The organism is Winogradskyella sp. SYSU M77433 (genome assembly GCF_029911945.1).
GTDB lineage: Bacteria > Bacteroidota > Bacteroidia > Flavobacteriales > Flavobacteriaceae > Winogradskyella.
This window is the reverse complement of sequence record NZ_JARYTG010000001.1, coordinates 515,009-530,884: the sequence shown is the minus strand read 5'-3', so window position 1 is coordinate 530,884 and position 15,876 is coordinate 515,009. Positions and strand designations below refer to the sequence as shown.

Here is a 15,876-nt window from a genome sequence, read left to right as displayed (position 1 = left end):
ACACAGTAACTAACTAAATTAAAATATATGTCAACAGCAGTTAAACAACCGCATCAAAGAGAGCTTTTTGGTCACCCAGTAGGACTTTATGTTTTGTTCTTCACGGAAATGTGGGAGCGCTTTTCTTATTATGGGATGAGAGCTTTACTAACATTGTATCTCGTAGAAAAAACAACTGCAGACAATCCTGGTTTAGGATGGTTAGATTCAGAATCAATAATGCTTTATGGTTGGTATACTATGCTAGTGTATGTAATGTCAATTCCAGGAGGTATCATTGCAGACAAAGTTTTAGGTCAGAAAAAGGCTGTTCTTTATGGTGCTTTAACTTTAGTTGCAGGTCACGGTATACTTGCTTTTGATGAAATGTGGGCATTCTATACAGGTCTAATTTTAATTGTATTAGGTGTTGGATTACTTAAACCAAATATTTCGACTATGGTTGGTGGTTTATACAAACAAGGAGATATTAGAAGAGATAAAGGTTTTAGTATCTTTTATATAGGTATAAACTTAGGGTCACTTTTAGCAACATTTATAGTAGGTTATGTTGGTGAAAAAATAGGATGGCATTATGGCTTTGGATTAGCAGGTATTGCTATGTTGTTAGGTTTGCTAGTGTATTTGTATGGACAGAAATTTTTAATAACTGTAGGTAATAAACCTACAGAAGAAGATAAAAAAGGTGATGCCTCCATCGGTAAGTTATTAGGCGACCTGATTAAGTCTCCAGTGAATTTAGGGATAGTATTCTTAATAATAGCTTATGCTATTTATGCAGGCTTTTCTTATGAAGGTGTTGATAGTTGGGGCTACACAGCGCTTTATGTGTTTATAGCTATTGTGGCAGGAATCATGATGATGATTTATAAAAACTTAGAAACAAAAGTGTCTAAAGATAGATACCTAGTGCTTCTATTATCTTTCTTAATTGTCATTGTATTTTGGGGAGCCTTTGAGCAAGCAGGTGGTTTAATGAGTATTTATACTAAGACAAATACGGATAGAATGTTGTTCGGTTGGGAAGTTCCTGCAACATGGTTTCAAGGACTTAATGCAGGTTTTATAATCATATTTGCAACATTGGTTGCAGGTTTCTGGGCAAAAAGAAAACTGAAAGGAAAAGAGGCTTCTTCTCTTTTCAAAATGGCCATAGGAACAATGATTATGGGACTAGGTTTTGTATTTATGATTTTCGCTGCTGCTGAATTTAATGAAAAAGGTAGTTCTGCGATGCATTGGTTAGTTTTGGCTTATTTATTCCATACTATAGGAGAATTATGTTCTTCTCCTGTAGCACTTTCTTTTATTACAAAATTAGCACCTGTAAAATATGCTTCATTAATGATGGGAGTTTATTTTGCAGCTACTGGCTTAGGGAATAAGGTGGCAGGTGTTATTGGCGAGTCAGCTTCAGAATTTGGTGAATATGCTATTTTCTCTGGAATTACAGTGTTCACAGTTTTATTTGGACTTTTGGTGATCTTATTATTAAAACCTTTAAAAAGATTAACTCATGGAGCTGAGGATAATGAAAGAGAGTTGCTAGAGACAGAAAAATATGAATTAGCTGATTCTGAAATAAATAATTAAAAATATTATTTTAAATAACTAAACCCTTATGTGTAATAAGGGTTTTCTACACTAACTAAAACTAACTATTATTTTATGAGTACTGATATTGAAAATCTATTTAAGGATAAGGTTCTTGGTCATCCTGGTGGACTATTTGTATTGTTTTTTACAGAAATGTGGGAGCGTTTCTCATTCTATGGAATGAGAGTTCTTTTGGTTAATTTTTTAACCATGGCAGCTATAGGCTATAATCCAGGATGGGAATGGAGTGTAGAAAATGCAGGAGCTCTTTTTGGTACTTATGCAATGCTACTTTATATCACACCTATCATAGGTGGTTACATTGCGGATAAATTTACAGGTTATCGTTGGGCTGTGATTATAGGGTCGCTTATCATGACTTTGGGTCATGCTTCTATGGCAATAGAAACTGAGTTTTCTCTGTATTTAGGTTTAGCATTGTTAGTAATCGGAACAGGGTTTTTTAAACCAACAATGACCTCTATTATTTCCGAGATGTACAAGAAAAACCCAGAGAAAAAAGATGGAGCTTACACCATTTATTATATGGGTGTTAATGCAGGAGCTTTTTTCGGTATGATGTTGTGTGGCTATTTAGCAGAGAAAATAGGCTGGGCATATGGGTTTGGATTAGCAGGTGTTTTTATGCTTTTAGGAACGCTGCAATTTTGGTTATCAGGACCATTATTTGGAAAAATAGGTGCCAAGCCATCCAAAGTTAATGAAGTTGAATTACCTCAAAATATCAATGAGGAATCTGTTGAATTTGATGAGAATTTTGAAAAAGAAGAAAAACCTAATCCTTTCACACTTTTTGATAAAATATTAATCATTATCTCATCAGTTATAGGTTTGGGATATGCTATTAATGACCCGATGTCTAAAATTGCAGGTATCGATATGTTTTCTGCTTTACAGATAGGTGATTTTGAAGGTCAGTATGTAGCTGTTCTATTTGCCCTTGCTCTATTTTTAGTTTTGGTAATCGGAAGGATTTTAAGATATACAGCTGTAGTTAGGGATAGAATGATAGCCTTTATTGTGTTTGCTTTTTTTACGGTATTCTTTTGGTTGTCTTTTGAGCAAGGCGCATCATCACTAGTTATTTTTGCAAGAGATAATGTTGATAGGCTTTTAAGTGGAGGAGCTGCAACGACATTTAATATCGTAAATACCTTGTTGACGGTAATTCCTTTAATCATCATTTCATATGTGTTATACTTGTTATGGAAAAAAACATTCAAGAAAATTCCAGGATCAAATGTTGTGCTGGTACTTTGTTTCTTGTTGATGTGGGGAATTGTTGGTTGGATGCTAAACCGTGATTTTAAAACTGTTGCATATGATGTTACGTATTCTGCAATAGAACAACCAGCAATGGATGATGATGGAAAACAAAAGGTTGACAAAGATGGCAATTTAGAATTTATTTACGTTCCAATAACTGAAGGTAATCAAGCAAATTCAAGTCAAAAAGTTGTTACTAGAACAACATCAATTGCTGAACCATTATCATTTAATGTAGGTGATAAATTAAATATCATAACAAAAAATAACGAAGGAACTGAGTTTGGTTTCTTGGATGAAGAAAGGTTAGCTTTCGCCAAAGAAAATGCTATTGCGCTAAATAGAGATAACGGAATTGTGTCTGCAACGATAACAAAAGTTAGAGATAATGAAGTAGAGATTACTGTATCGTGGTTCAGTATCTTAAACTCATTTTTTATAATTGTTTTTGCGTCATTGTTTTCTAAATGGTGGGAAAGTAAATATAATCCTAGTGCAGCTACTAAATATGCATTAGGGCTGATAATTATGGGTGTTGGTTTTGGTCTTTTAGCCTTTGGTTCTTCAGGTGCAGTTGATGGAGTTAAAGTAAGTATGATTTGGTTGATTTTAGCCTACCTCTTCCATACATTGGGAGAATTGTGTTTGTCTCCAGTTGGTTTGTCTTACGTTAGTAAGTTGGTGCCAGCGAGAATGATTGCGTTAATGTTTGGTATGTGGTACTTGGCCATTGCTATAGGTAATAAGTTAGCGGCTGTTTTAGGAGGTCAGATTGAAAATATTACAGAAGAGTATAGTCTCTCTACATTCTTCCTGATTTTTACAATTGTCCCTGTCGCAGCTGGTGTTTTGGTATTTTTATTAAACCCAGTACTTAAGAAACTAATGCACGGTGTACGCTAATCAAAACAGTTAAAATAATATAAAATGCTCCTAAAAAGGAGCATTTTTTGTAAGTTCGGAACAAGAATTGCAACAAATCGGTTATGAAAAATCTACTTTACATATTTGCTATTGTGTTACTTACATCTTTCAAGGTGAGTGATAAGGCTGAGAAGGAAATTAATTGGATAACGCTAGAGGAGGCTATTGAACTTCAAAAGGAAGAGCCTAGAAAAATTATAATGGATGTATACACTAATTGGTGCGGTCCATGCAAAATGCTAGACAAAAATACTTTTCATAACGAAGATGTGGTTGACTATGTTAATAAGAATTATTATGCCGTAAAATTTAATGCAGAAGGTAATGCCTCAGTGACTTATAAGGATAAGACTTTTAGTAATCCTAATTATAATCCAGCGAACGCCAACAGACGAAATAGTGCGCATGAATTCTCAAGGTATTTACAAGTAAGAGCTTATCCTTCAATGGTGTTTTTTGATGAAAGTGCTAATGTCATTGCGCCTCCAATTACAGGTTATTTAAAGCCTCAACAATTAGAGTTGTATCTAAAAATGTTTAAAGCTGATGAACATAAGGATATGACGACACAGGAAAAGTTTAATGAATATTACAAAAACTTTAAACCTACATTTAAGGAATAGATTAACCGTCAATACGGGTGGTTTTCCTAAATCCTGTTTAGGAAAATTGTATTGAGAATAGGTTTTTAGAAATCACTCAAGAATAAAAGCTCCCTTTTCATTGGTGTAATGGAAAGGGTTTTCTTTTTGCTGGCAAGTTAATTTCCAACGTTGCGCATAAGTTTTATAATTACTGGCGTCTGCAATAATTGTTTTAGGCTTCAAGCTGTCCAAGACTCTGTTTAGATTTACTTTTGGTGAGTTTATCAATAAAACATAATCGATTTTTGCAGATATATTTTTATAAACACCGAAACTATCAATTACTAAAATTTTATAGTCTTTATAGGTGTAAAAGTGTTGTAAAGAATCTTCTTCAAGGGTTTTTAATATTCTACCAACCTTATAGTTTTTAATAACATTATCTGTTTTTCGCTTAGAAGTATCTAAATTATGATGAATTAAAAGTTTGCTGCTTTTTTGTAGGCCAATCATAGAGAACCGACTCTTATTGAATACAACAAAAGCAGAAGTTTCGCTTTGATGCTTATTGTAGAAAAAAGTACCTTGAAAACAGATTACAGTGATCAATGCTAATCCAACCCATTTGAAAGTTTTGTGTTTGTGGACTTGGACTAGAGAAACCACAAAAACATAGACACAAATCACCTGAGCTATGGTAAAAGGGATGTCTCTAAACAAAAAATCTTCAAATTGAGCTACCCAAGCTATAAATCCATTAAGTGAATTTATTATCGTACTATATACATCAACTAATAAACTTGGAAGCACATTTAATAATGCCAATAATATAACCAATAAGCCTAAACCTAGAATTAATCCTAAAAACGGAATAACAACAATATTTGATATAAAAAACAAACCTGGAAACTGATGGAAATAAAATAAACTGATAGGTAATACTCCAAATTGCGCAGCTATTGTTACGGTAAATATTTGCCATAATTTATCAAGAATCCAATATTTTGGTTGCCAGATTTTGTAAATAATAGGTTGAATACTTACAATCCCTAAAACAGCTAAATAGCTCATCTGAAAACCAACTTCAAACAAAAATGTAGGCTTAAAGAGTAAAATAAGGAAAGCTGAAACAGCTAGGGTATTATAAATATTTGTTGGTCGTTTTAAATGCATTGCAACATTTATGATGCTAAACATCATGACGGCTCTAGTTATCGAAGGTGATAAGCCAGCAATAATAGCGAAAGACCAAAGCAGAACAAATATGACTAAGCCTTTTATGAAATTACCATGTTTAAAATAGAGTAGTGGACTAAAAACGAAGTTGAGGATCAATAATAAAATTCCAACATGCAAACCAGAAACGGCAAGAATATGTATAGTACCAGAATTGATATAGTTATTGTAAACTGTTTTGTCTATAGACTGTCTTTGCCCAAGTAGTAAGGCATTCATTATGCTTAAGACATCTCCTTTAAATCCAGTATTAACTAACTCTTGATTGATTGTTGATCTAAGTTGGTCCGCGTATCCATAAATGCTATGTTTAGAATTTGAAAGAAGAAAAACCTCATGCTTTTTTAAATATAGTTGTTTGTAAACTTGCTTTAATTCTAAATATTCAGAATAATCAAACTGATAAGGATTCAATGGTTTTTGAATATTAGTGAGTTTTGCTGAAGTCAATACAATGTCATCAACAGCAAAAGGTTTAGAAAGACTGTCTGGTTTTAAGTTAATGAGTAGCCTACCTGAAGATTTATTATTGTTAATGGACTTTACCGAAGCAATATACTTGTCATTGTAGTTATCTGGTTTTAGTCGTTCTTCAATCTGTAAAATTATTTCTTGAGCTCCATTACTTTTATCAATGTTTAGGTAGTGATTGCTTAGTAATTTTTCATTTTGAATAGTGTAACTAAGCATTCCTATACCAATAAAACAAACAAAACTCAGGATGTCAAAAAACGGATGGTTTGCAATTTTTGAGCGTAACAAAATCCATAAGAGTCCAAGCGCTATAACACTAAGGATTATAAAAACTAAAATAAGGTTTAGGCTTAACTTAAAGTAATGGGAAATTACAATTCCTAAAATCAGGAAAACGGTCAGTTTTATGATAGGAAAATTCAGTAACTTCATGATAATGAGCTACTAATATAGTAAAAGTTAGGTTATAAAACACGTCTCGCCTGAACGAAAGCGAAATACCAATATTTTTCTGCTAAAGAAGAAATCATAACTCCTCTACTGGTTGAGGCGTGAATAAATTCAACATTTCCAGGTCTAACATCTGTAACAATACCAACATGGTTAACATCTCTACTATTTTTACTAGTGGCAAAAAATACTAAATCACCTACATTAACTTCTTTCAAATCTACCCAATCTCCATAACTTCGTAATCCAGAAGTTGACCTTGGTAAGCTAATATTGTGTTCTTTAAAAGAGGTATATATTAACCCAGAGCAGTCCATGCCTTTTTTTGTAGTTCCTCCATATTTATAGCGTGTGCCGTTAAATGTTTTAGCAAATTTCACAATGCTTTCTGCGTCTTTAGAAGGTTTCTTAGAACTGTTTTCTACCTTTACGGAATAGGTCTGCCTTTTTTTGCTGCTGTAGCTTTTTTTAGATTTACAACTGGTTGAGATTACTACTAAAAGTAGGATAGGTAATAGTCTTTTCATTTGTAAGTTTAGATATTGGGTTCTTTTATGGTTTCGTAGATTAATTTAGCGGTGTTTTCACTGGCACCTTTACCACCTAGTTTCTTCTCTAATTCAAAATAATCGAGGAACATTTGCTCTCTCTTTTCTCCATTCAAAATTAAATTTAATTCTTTTTTGAGGCGCTTTTTGTTTAAATCCGCTTGAATTAATTCAGTAACTACCTCTCGATCCATAATCAAGTTAACTAAAGATATAAACTTAAGTGTAATAATGCGTTTCGCTATATGATAAGAAATAGCATTGGCCTTGTAGCAAACCACTTGCGGTACTTTAAAAAGTGCAGTTTCTAATGTTGCAGTTCCAGAAGTTACAAGAGCAGCATAAGAAACACTTAGTAAATCGTAGGTTTTATTAGAAATGAAGCTAACATTGTCTTGTTTTATAAACTGCTTGTAAAATTCATAGTCTTGGCTTGGAGCTCCGGCGATTACAAACTGATAGTCCTTAAAATCGTTAACAAGACTTAGCATTACTCCCAAAATTTTGGTGATTTCTTGTTTTCGGCTACCAGGTAACAAAGCAATTATAGGTTTATCATTAAGATTATTCTGAGATTTAAAAGTGGCTTCTTCAATCTGAGTTCTATTTGCTATAGCATCAATTAGAGGATGGCCAACAAAGTTGACATCATAATTGTACTTATTGTAAAAGGCTTTTTCAAAAGGTAAGATGCAATACATGGCGTCGATGTCGCGTTTTATCTTTTCAACTCTACTGGCTCTTGATGCCCAAACCTGAGGGGAAATATAGTAATGTGTTCTATAATTCTGCTCTTTGGCCCACTTGGCAACTCTTAGGTTAAAGCCAGAGTTGTCTATGAAAATAATAACGTCCGGATTAAAATTTTCAATATCATTTTTACAAAACTTAATGAGTCCTAAGATTTTCCTAAGATTGAGAATAACTTCAGCAAAACCCATAAACTGTCGCTCTTTGTAATGCTTTACCAAAGTGCCACCAACAGCTTGCATTAAATCTCCTCCCCAGAATCTAATCTCCGCATTTTCATCTTGTTTAAACAAAGCTTTCATTAGGTTAGAACCATGTAAATCTCCTGAAGCTTCTCCTGCAATGATATAGTATTTCATAGCTTTTTAGTTGTTCAGGTTCCAGGTGTTTAGGTTCTGTATGAGATGGTGAGCTGTAAGATCGAATTGAACAGGAACAACAGAAACGTAGCCGTGTTCTAAAGCCCATTCGTCGGTATCTTCACCATTGTCTAGATTTACAAATTTTCCGGCTAACCAGTAATATTCTCTTCCCATTGGGTTGGTGCGTTTGTCAAATTCTTCAACCCAATTAGCTCTAGCTTGTCTACAAACTTTAATCCCTTTTATATCTTCTTTCTTTAGTTTAGGAAGGTTAACATTTAACACAACGCCATCAGGTAAACCATGTTCTAAAACCTGTCTGGTGATTGTTTCTATAAAGGGTTTGCAGTGTTCAAAATCGGCATTCCAATTATAATCTAATAACGAAAAACCTATTGCAGGAATGCCTTCAATTCCAGCTTCTAAAGCAGCACTCATTGTTCCTGAATAAATCACATTTATTGAAGAATTAGAGCCATGATTTATACCAGAAACACAGATGTCTGGTTTTCTATCTAAAATTTCTCTTACGGCTAATTTTACGCAATCTGCAGGCGTGCCAGAACAGCTGTACTCGGGTTGCTTGCCGTCTATGGCTACCTTTTCTAAATACAATGTTGCGTTAACGGTAATAGCATGCCCCATGCCACTTTGTGGACTGTCTGGAGCAACAACTACAACATCACCAATGGTGTTCATTACCGAAATCAAAGTCCGTATGCCAGGGGCAGTAATACCATCGTCGTTTGTTACTAAAATTAAAGGGCGTTTGGCCATTGTGTAAGAAAAATTGTTATTGTGTTGTAAAAATACTAAAAAACTATACCTTTTGTCGGTTATATTGGCTTTAACAAAAAATTAGTGCCGCTATTTTTTATGGCACGGTTTTTTCTGCTATTTTAGTGAAATATTGAAAGCCTACTTAATCCTATAAATTTAAAAATAAGACTATGAAAGGGAATTATAAGTTCTTGCTACTAGCATTAATGATAGCTTTTGCGTCATGTAGCTTTACAAGTAAAAAGTTCGATGATCCTGATAAAGATAAATTATTGATTCAATTAATCACTTATCTTTTAGAACAGGGACATTTCAATCCACAAGATATAAATGACGATTTTTCTGAAAGTGTTTATGAAGATTACTTAAATAACCTTGATCCGTTTAAGCGTTATTTTTATGCTTCGGATATTGAAGAGTTTGATGCTTACAGAAAACAATTAGACGATCAGATTAAAGCATATGATGTGTCATTTTTCAATTTAACACACCAGCGATTACTTCAACGTATAGCGGAATCTAAAAAAATCTACACTGAGATTTTAGAGAAACCGTTTGATTTTACAAAAGATGAAGAGTATTCTGCGGATTACGAAAAGTTGACTTATGTAAAGTCGAAAAAAGAAATGAAAGAACGTTGGAGAAAGCAACTTAAGTTTTCTACCATCGCAAATTATGATGATGCTATCACGCAAAGAAATATAGAATTAGGTGCTAATGAACTACCAGAAAGTTTGTTTTCTGCAACTAGTGAGAAATCACATTCTAAAGAAGATAAAAAGACTTTAAGTGAAATTGAATCAGAGGCTAGAGATGCTACAAAGCGTTCTCTTGATGAGCTTTACGATTACATTGATGACAGAAGAAGAACAGATTGGTTTTCGGTTTATGTAAACGCTATTGTAGAAGAATTTGACCCTCATACATTTTACTTTGCTCCAGAAGATAAAGAGCGATTTGATAGAGATATGTCTGGAAACTTTGAAGGTATTGGAGCACGTTTACAAAAGAAAATGGATGGTATCGTTGTTAATGAAATCATTAGCGGAGGTCCAGCTTGGAGAGCGAACGAACTTGAAGTAGGAGATCAAATCCTTAAGGTTAAACAAGAAGACGAGGACGAGGCAGTTAATGTAGTAGGTATGCGTTTAGATGACGCTATCAAGTTTATTAAAGGTCCAAAAGGCACTGTAGTAACCTTAACTCTTAAAAAAGTAGATGGCACCATTGAGGATATTTCAATTACCAGAGATATTGTTGAGTTGGAAGAAACTTATGCAAAGTCTTCTACGGTTGAAAAGGAAGGTAAAACATTTGGTGTTATCAATCTCCCAAAATTTTATATCGATTTTGAAGATTATGATAAGCGAAATGCAGCTTCAGATATTAAACAAGAAATCCTTCGTTTAAAAGAACAAAATGTTGAAGGTCTTGTGCTTGATTTAAGAAATAATGGAGGTGGTTCTTTACAAACAGTTGTTGATATTGCAGGATTGTTTATTGAGCAAGGTCCAGTAGTTCAGGTTAAAACAACAGGTGAAGCTAAAGAGGTTTTAAGTGATAAAGATAAGTCGATAGTATGGGATGGTCCTTTGGTAATTCTGGTAAATGAGCTTTCGGCTTCAGCTTCCGAAATTTTAGCTGCGGCAATGCAAGATTATAAAAGAGGTATAGTGATTGGAAGTAAGCAAACTTATGGAAAAGGAACTGTGCAGACTGTTTTCGATTTAAACCGTATGGTTAGAAACAACACTAATGGAGATATGGGAGCGCTAAAATTTACTACGCAAAAGTTCTATAGAATTAATGGTGGTTCTACCCAGTTAGAAGGTGTTAAGAGTGATGTTGTTGTGCCAGACCGTTATAGTTACATTAATATTGGTGAGAAAGATCAGGAAAACCCATTACCTTGGGATAAAATTGATGCTGCAGAATATGATGTTTGGGAAAACTATTTTGATTATGATACTACAATAAGCAAGAGTAAGGAACGCATGGCTGTCAATGAGCAATTAAAGTTGATTGACGCGAATGCTAAATGGGTTAAAAAAATAAGAGACCGTGAGGTGTATTCGTTAAAGTATAGTGAGTATAAGAAAGAAATGGAGTTAAATGAGCAAGAAGCAAAACGATTTGAAAAACTTTCTGAATACAAAACAAACCTTACATTTAATTCGCTTCCATATGAAATAAAATTGATGGAAAAGGATTCTGTACTTGAAGAAAAGCGTAACCGTTGGCATCAAGCTTTAGCAAAAGATGTGTACATAGAAGAGGCAATCAATGTGTTACATGATTTAAAAATGACACATGCTATTAAAAATAAATTAGCAGGCTCTGTGAAGAATTAAAAACTTCCTATGGGAAAACCAAATAATTCACTAACAACATTAGCGCTTCAAAAGTTTAAAAAAAACTTTTGGGGCGTTTTTAGTTTGGGTATAATTTCCTGCATAGGACTTATCTCAGTTTTTGCTTATCTCTTTGCTCCAGATGCTACAAAAAATGCAAATCAGATGCATTTGGCTATACATTCTAAATCGCCTGGTTTTAATGTTGAAATGTTAACCATACCATCTGGAATAGAGTCGGATCAAAATTTTATTTCACAATTATTTTTTGGAAAACAGAATACAGATACTGAAATTCCTATTCAGTCTTACAGTGTTAATAATGGTGTTTTAAGCTATGTTGAATATGCTTCGGATGGATTAAAAGGGGTAGAAAAAGAAGTGGAACTCACTAAATTTCCCAATTCAGATTATAAAAATTTTATTGAAAACCGAACCTTTCTTTTTGGGACAGATAAATATGGTAGGGATTATCTTAGTCGTATTCTAATAGGTTCTAGAATTTCTTTCTTTATAGGTTTTATCGCTGTCTTTATTTCTTTAGTTGTTGGCTTGCTTATGGGTAGTGTGGCTGGTTACTATGGAGGTAAAGTTGATGCTGTAATTATGTGGGTTATTAATGTGACTTGGTCCATTCCGACATTACTGTTGGTTATTGCAATAACATTGGCTTTGGGTAAGGGTTTCTGGCAAGTTTTTATAGCTGTGGGTTTAACTATGTGGGTAGAAGTGGCTAGAGTGGTGCGTGGTCAAATTATTAGTGCCAAGGAAATGCAATATGTAACTGCTGCGAAAGCTTTAGGTTATAATGATTACAGAATTATTACAAAACATATTCTACCTAATATATTCGGGCCGTTAATTGTGATTTCTGCAGCTAATTTTGCAGCTGCGATTCTTATAGAGAGTGGCTTAAGTTTTTTGGGTATAGGTGCCCAACCTCCAATGGCTAGTTGGGGAGCGATGATTAAAGACCATTATAACTACATTATTTTAGGAAAGCCATACTTAGCTATGATTCCTGGAGTTTGTATTATGATTTTAGTGATGGCCTTTATGCTGGTTGGTAATGCACTTAGGGATGCTTTGGATGTAAAAACCTAAAATTTATTCATTTTTTAAAGCTTCAATCTCTTCATTAGTAGCTTCAATAAAGCCTAAAACCTCCTCTTGTCCAATCTTCTTGCTAGATGAGGTTATAAAATGAGGCGGAAGTTCTTCCCAAGTTTTTAGTAGTTCTTGGCAATAGTCATCTACGTGGCGCTCAATAGCTTTTGGTTTTAATTTGTCGGCTTTGGTAAAAATAATACCAAAAGGAATTCCATTTTCACCTAAATACAGCATAAATTCTAAATCAATAGTTTGAGGCTCATGACGAATATCTACTAGAACAAAAGCAGAAACCAATTGTTGACGTTGTTCAAAATAATTAGTTATGAATTTCTGGAATTTCTTTTTTGAGGTTTTAGAAACTCTAGCATAACCATAACCTGGTAAATCAACTAAATACCAATTGTCATTGATGACGAAGTGATTAATCAGTTGTGTTTTTCCTGGTTTACCTGAAGTTTTTGCTAAGCTTTTTCTGTCGGTAAGCATGTTGATTAAAGAAGACTTACCTACGTTACTTCTGCCTATAAATGCATATTCTGGCAAATGGTTTTTAGGACATTTGGCAACATCAGAATTGCTAACAACAAATTCGGCAGATTTTATTTTCATAATTTCTTATAAATGGTGTGTAAGATTTTAAGTTTCTAAGAAGATGTAATCTTTTAAAAGCCTCTTTTTTCTAACCAGTTATTAAGTATTTTATTAAATTCTTCAGGATGTTCCATCATTGCAGCGTGGCCACATTTGTCAATCCAATACAAGTCAGAATCTGGTAAAAGATCATGAAACTCCTCAGCAACTTCAGGTGGAGTTACGTTGTCATTTTTACCCCAAATTATACAAGTTGGTGTATCCATTTTTGGTAAATCTTTAGCCATATTATGTCTTATAGCACTTTTTGCAATGGCTAAAGTTTTAATGAGTTTATTTCTGTCATTTACGGTTTCGTAAACTTCATCTACTATCTCTTTTGTGGCAACCTCAGGATCGAAAAAAACATCTTGTGCTTTCTTCTTAATTACTTCGTAGTCGCTTCGTTTTGTGTAGCCACTACCCATAGCGCTTTCATAAAGACCAGAGCTTCCTGTTATAATAAGGGCTTTTACTTTATTTGGGTAAAGTTTTGTGTGGTATAAACCGATATGACCACCAAGGGAATTACCTAGCAAAATAACATTATCTAAACCTTTGAATTCAATAAAATCCTTTAGGTAATTAGCAAAGCTCTTTACGTTAGTTTTAAGTAAAGACATGGTGTATATCGGTAGTTCAGGTATAATAACCTTATACCCATTAGAGCTGAAGAATTTGGTAACGGCATCAAAATTACTTAGCCCTCCCATTAATCCATGAAGTACTATAATTGGTGTGCCTTCTCCTACTTCAATATATCTATAATCCTTTTCTTTTTTTAAAAGGTGTGCCATTTACATATTAGCGGTTAAATGTTAAAAACAAATATAACTAAATCCTTTAGAATATAAATATAATGCTGAAAATATCGGTCATTTCATTTACCGTCTAAATATTTTTTGCTTGTTAATATCTCCCACAATTTTAACTAACTGTGATGTGTCTGTATTTCTAGAATTTAGATGTAAATCAGACTTCTAAAATTCAAAACTTATCAACAAAGTGGGATAATGTGGTAAAAAGTGGATAATTTTTCAATATATTTGAATTTAAATCGTTGAAGTTGTAAGCGAAACCTTGTGAATTCATTTATAGGAACATACGAATGTAAAGCTGATGCAAAAGGAAGGCTGATGGTGCCTGCTGTGCTCAAAAAGCAGTTGTCGTCGGCTTTGCAAGATGGTTTTGTTTTAAAGCGAGCGGTGTTTCAGCCGTGTTTGGAATTGTATCCAATGGCTGAGTGGAATGTGCTTATGGCAAAGATCAATAAGCTTAATCGTTTTAAGAAAAAAAACAATGATTTTATAAGACGATTCACTGCTGGTGTGAAAGTGGTAGAGGTTGATAATGCGGGAAGATTGTTGATACCGAAAGACTTGATGGGTTTTTCGGGAATTACAAAAGAAGTTGTTTTGGCTTCTGCTGTGAATATCATTGAGATTTGGGATAAGGATAAGTACGAGCAAGCTATTGATGATGCTGCATTAGATTTTGCGGATTTGGCTGAAGAGGTAATGGGACAAGATGATGAGGTCGATGGAATATCATAACGCAGTGTTGTTAAAACAAACGGTGGATGGTTTGAATATTCGTCCTGATGGAGTTTATGTAGATGTAACATTTGGTGGTGGTGGTCATAGTCGAGAGATATTGTCGAGACTTGGTGAAGAAGGAAAGTTGTTTGCCTTTGATCAGGATAAAGATGCTTTAGAGAATGTAATTGAAGATGATCGTTTTGTGTTGATAAATGAAAACTTCAGATATATAAAAAGGTTCTTAAGATTTTATGGTGTAAAGGAGGTTGATGGTGTGCTTGCGGATTTTGGTGTATCGTCGCATCAATTTGATGTTGCTGAAAGAGGGTTTTCAACACGTTTTGAGGCGGATTTGGATATGCGAATGAATCAATCTAATAAACTGTCTGCTTTTGAAGTGATAAATGAGTATTCTGAAGAGCAAATTAGAGATGTGCTTTTGCAATATGGTGAGTTAAGACAGGCTCCAGCAATGGCAAGGGTGATTGTTTCGGAAAGAAATAATGGGGAAATAAAAACGAGTGAGCAATTAAAAACTGTTTTGAAGCGGTTTTTGAACCATAAGAAAGAGAATAAAGTATTGGCGCAAATATATCAGGCGATAAGAATTGAGGTGAACCAAGAAATCGAAGTGTTGAAGGAGTTGTTGTTGCAGATGCCAGAGGTTTTAAAAACAGGTGGGAGATTAAGTTTTATCTCTTACCATTCTTTAGAGGATCGATTGGTGAAACGATTTATAAGAAACGGGTTGTTTGAAGGTGAGCCAGTGCGAGATGTGTTTGGAAATTTTGAAGTGCCGTTAAAAAAAGTGGGAGGTTTAATTGTGCCTTCGCAAACAGAAATTAAAGAGAATAATAGAGCAAGGAGTGCAAAGCTGAGAATTGCTGAGAAACTATGAAGAAAAACATCTATAGCATATTAAGAGGCAGGTTTCTGATTAGTGATGATTCGTTTAAAAATTGGCGTATCATCATTTTTATTTCAGTACTGGCTATAGTTATGATTGCGAGTTCTCATAGTGCAGATAAAAAAGTATATGAAATAGCGAGGCTTACAAATGAAGTGAAAGAGCTTCGTTCGGCCTTTGTGGATAAGCGAGGCAAATTAATGCGTCTCAAAAAGGAGTCTTATGTGGAGACTAAAATGAAAGAAAGAGGAATTGAAATTTCATTAAATCCACCAACAAAAATAATAGTAAAATCAAACCAAGAATAAACTTTGGCAACAACAGAAACCAACATATTAAACAGATT

General features: G+C 34.0%; 14 protein-coding genes. 8 read left to right on the top strand and 6 right to left on the bottom strand.

The genetic code is table 11. The features are described 5' to 3' along the window. Positions 1–27: 27 nt before the first annotated feature. From QGM60_RS02315 to QGM60_RS02305, 3 genes are all read left to right on the top strand, one after another. Positions 28–1,593, top strand: a complete 1,566-nt coding sequence (locus QGM60_RS02315) for a peptide MFS transporter (RefSeq protein ID WP_281138617.1) — start codon at positions 28–30, stop codon at positions 1,591–1,593. A 75-nt stretch (positions 1,594–1,668) separates the two neighbouring features. After that, on the top strand, positions 1,669–3,786 hold the full coding sequence (locus QGM60_RS02310; protein ID WP_281138616.1) for a peptide MFS transporter: 2,118 nt from the start codon (positions 1,669–1,671) through the stop codon (positions 3,784–3,786). Between the two features lie 83 nt (positions 3,787–3,869). After that, positions 3,870–4,430 carry a thioredoxin fold domain-containing protein gene (locus QGM60_RS02305; protein ID WP_281138615.1) on the top strand — a complete coding sequence of 187 codons (561 nt, stop codon included), beginning with the start codon at positions 3,870–3,872 and terminating at the stop codon, positions 4,428–4,430. Positions 4,431–4,502: 72 nt separating this feature from the next. On the opposite strand, the gene QGM60_RS02300 is transcribed toward QGM60_RS02305, so the two are convergent. The 4 genes from QGM60_RS02300 to surE are packed head-to-tail and all read right to left on the bottom strand — an operon-like array spanning position 4,503 to position 8,988. Next, positions 4,503–6,533, bottom strand: coding sequence for a ComEC/Rec2 family competence protein (locus tag QGM60_RS02300; protein ID WP_281138614.1), 2,031 nt, complete (start codon positions 6,531–6,533; stop codon positions 4,503–4,505). A 32-nt stretch (positions 6,534–6,565) separates the two neighbouring features. Continuing rightward, positions 6,566–7,078: a C40 family peptidase gene (locus QGM60_RS02295; protein ID WP_281138613.1), complete on the bottom strand. Its 513-nt coding sequence runs from the start codon at positions 7,076–7,078 to the stop codon at positions 6,566–6,568. 8 nt (positions 7,079–7,086) lie between these two features. Further along, positions 7,087–8,208 (bottom strand): lipid-A-disaccharide synthase, encoded by a 1,122-nt coding sequence (gene lpxB / locus QGM60_RS02290; protein WP_281138612.1) that lies wholly within the window; start codon positions 8,206–8,208, stop codon positions 7,087–7,089. 6 nt (positions 8,209–8,214) lie between these two features. Further along, positions 8,215–8,988 carry a 5'/3'-nucleotidase SurE gene (gene surE, locus QGM60_RS02285; RefSeq protein ID WP_281138611.1) on the bottom strand — a complete coding sequence of 258 codons (774 nt, stop codon included), beginning with the start codon at positions 8,986–8,988 and terminating at the stop codon, positions 8,215–8,217. Between the two features lie 173 nt (positions 8,989–9,161). On the opposite strand from surE, the gene QGM60_RS02280 reads away from it, so the two are divergent. Both QGM60_RS02280 and QGM60_RS02275 read left to right on the top strand, forming a co-directional pair. Further along, on the top strand, positions 9,162–11,342 hold the full coding sequence (locus tag QGM60_RS02280) for a carboxy terminal-processing peptidase (RefSeq protein WP_281138610.1): 2,181 nt from the start codon (positions 9,162–9,164) through the stop codon (positions 11,340–11,342). A gap of 9 nt (positions 11,343–11,351) precedes the next feature. Continuing rightward, complete coding sequence (locus QGM60_RS02275) at positions 11,352–12,446, top strand: ABC transporter permease (protein ID WP_281138609.1); 1,095 nt, start codon at positions 11,352–11,354, stop codon at positions 12,444–12,446. Between the two features lie 3 nt (positions 12,447–12,449). Here QGM60_RS02275 and yihA read toward each other — a convergent pair whose 3' ends face one another. Together yihA and QGM60_RS02265 are read right to left on the bottom strand one after the other, a co-directional pair. Then, positions 12,450–13,064 carry a ribosome biogenesis GTP-binding protein YihA/YsxC gene (yihA, locus tag QGM60_RS02270; RefSeq protein WP_281138608.1) on the bottom strand — a complete coding sequence of 205 codons (615 nt, stop codon included), beginning with the start codon at positions 13,062–13,064 and terminating at the stop codon, positions 12,450–12,452. A 53-nt stretch (positions 13,065–13,117) separates the two neighbouring features. After that, a complete protein-coding gene (locus QGM60_RS02265) occupies positions 13,118–13,882 on the bottom strand; it encodes an alpha/beta hydrolase (RefSeq protein WP_281138607.1) in 765 nt (254 codons plus the stop codon). A gap of 285 nt (positions 13,883–14,167) precedes the next feature. Between QGM60_RS02265 and mraZ the strand changes: the two genes are divergently transcribed. From mraZ to QGM60_RS02250, 3 genes are read left to right on the top strand one after another with little or no spacing between them, the layout of a single operon-like run. Beyond that, a complete protein-coding gene (gene mraZ / locus QGM60_RS02260; RefSeq protein ID WP_281138606.1) occupies positions 14,168–14,638 on the top strand; it encodes a division/cell wall cluster transcriptional repressor MraZ in 471 nt (156 codons plus the stop codon). Next, positions 14,625–15,521, top strand: coding sequence for a 16S rRNA (cytosine(1402)-N(4))-methyltransferase RsmH (gene rsmH / locus QGM60_RS02255; protein WP_281138605.1), 897 nt, complete (start codon positions 14,625–14,627; stop codon positions 15,519–15,521). Before mraZ ends, rsmH begins: the two co-directional genes overlap by 14 nt. After that, positions 15,518–15,838, top strand: coding sequence for an FtsL-like putative cell division protein (locus QGM60_RS02250; RefSeq protein ID WP_281138604.1), 321 nt, complete (start codon positions 15,518–15,520; stop codon positions 15,836–15,838). Before rsmH ends, QGM60_RS02250 begins: the two co-directional genes overlap by 4 nt. The last annotated feature ends 38 nt before the right edge of the window (positions 15,839–15,876 follow it).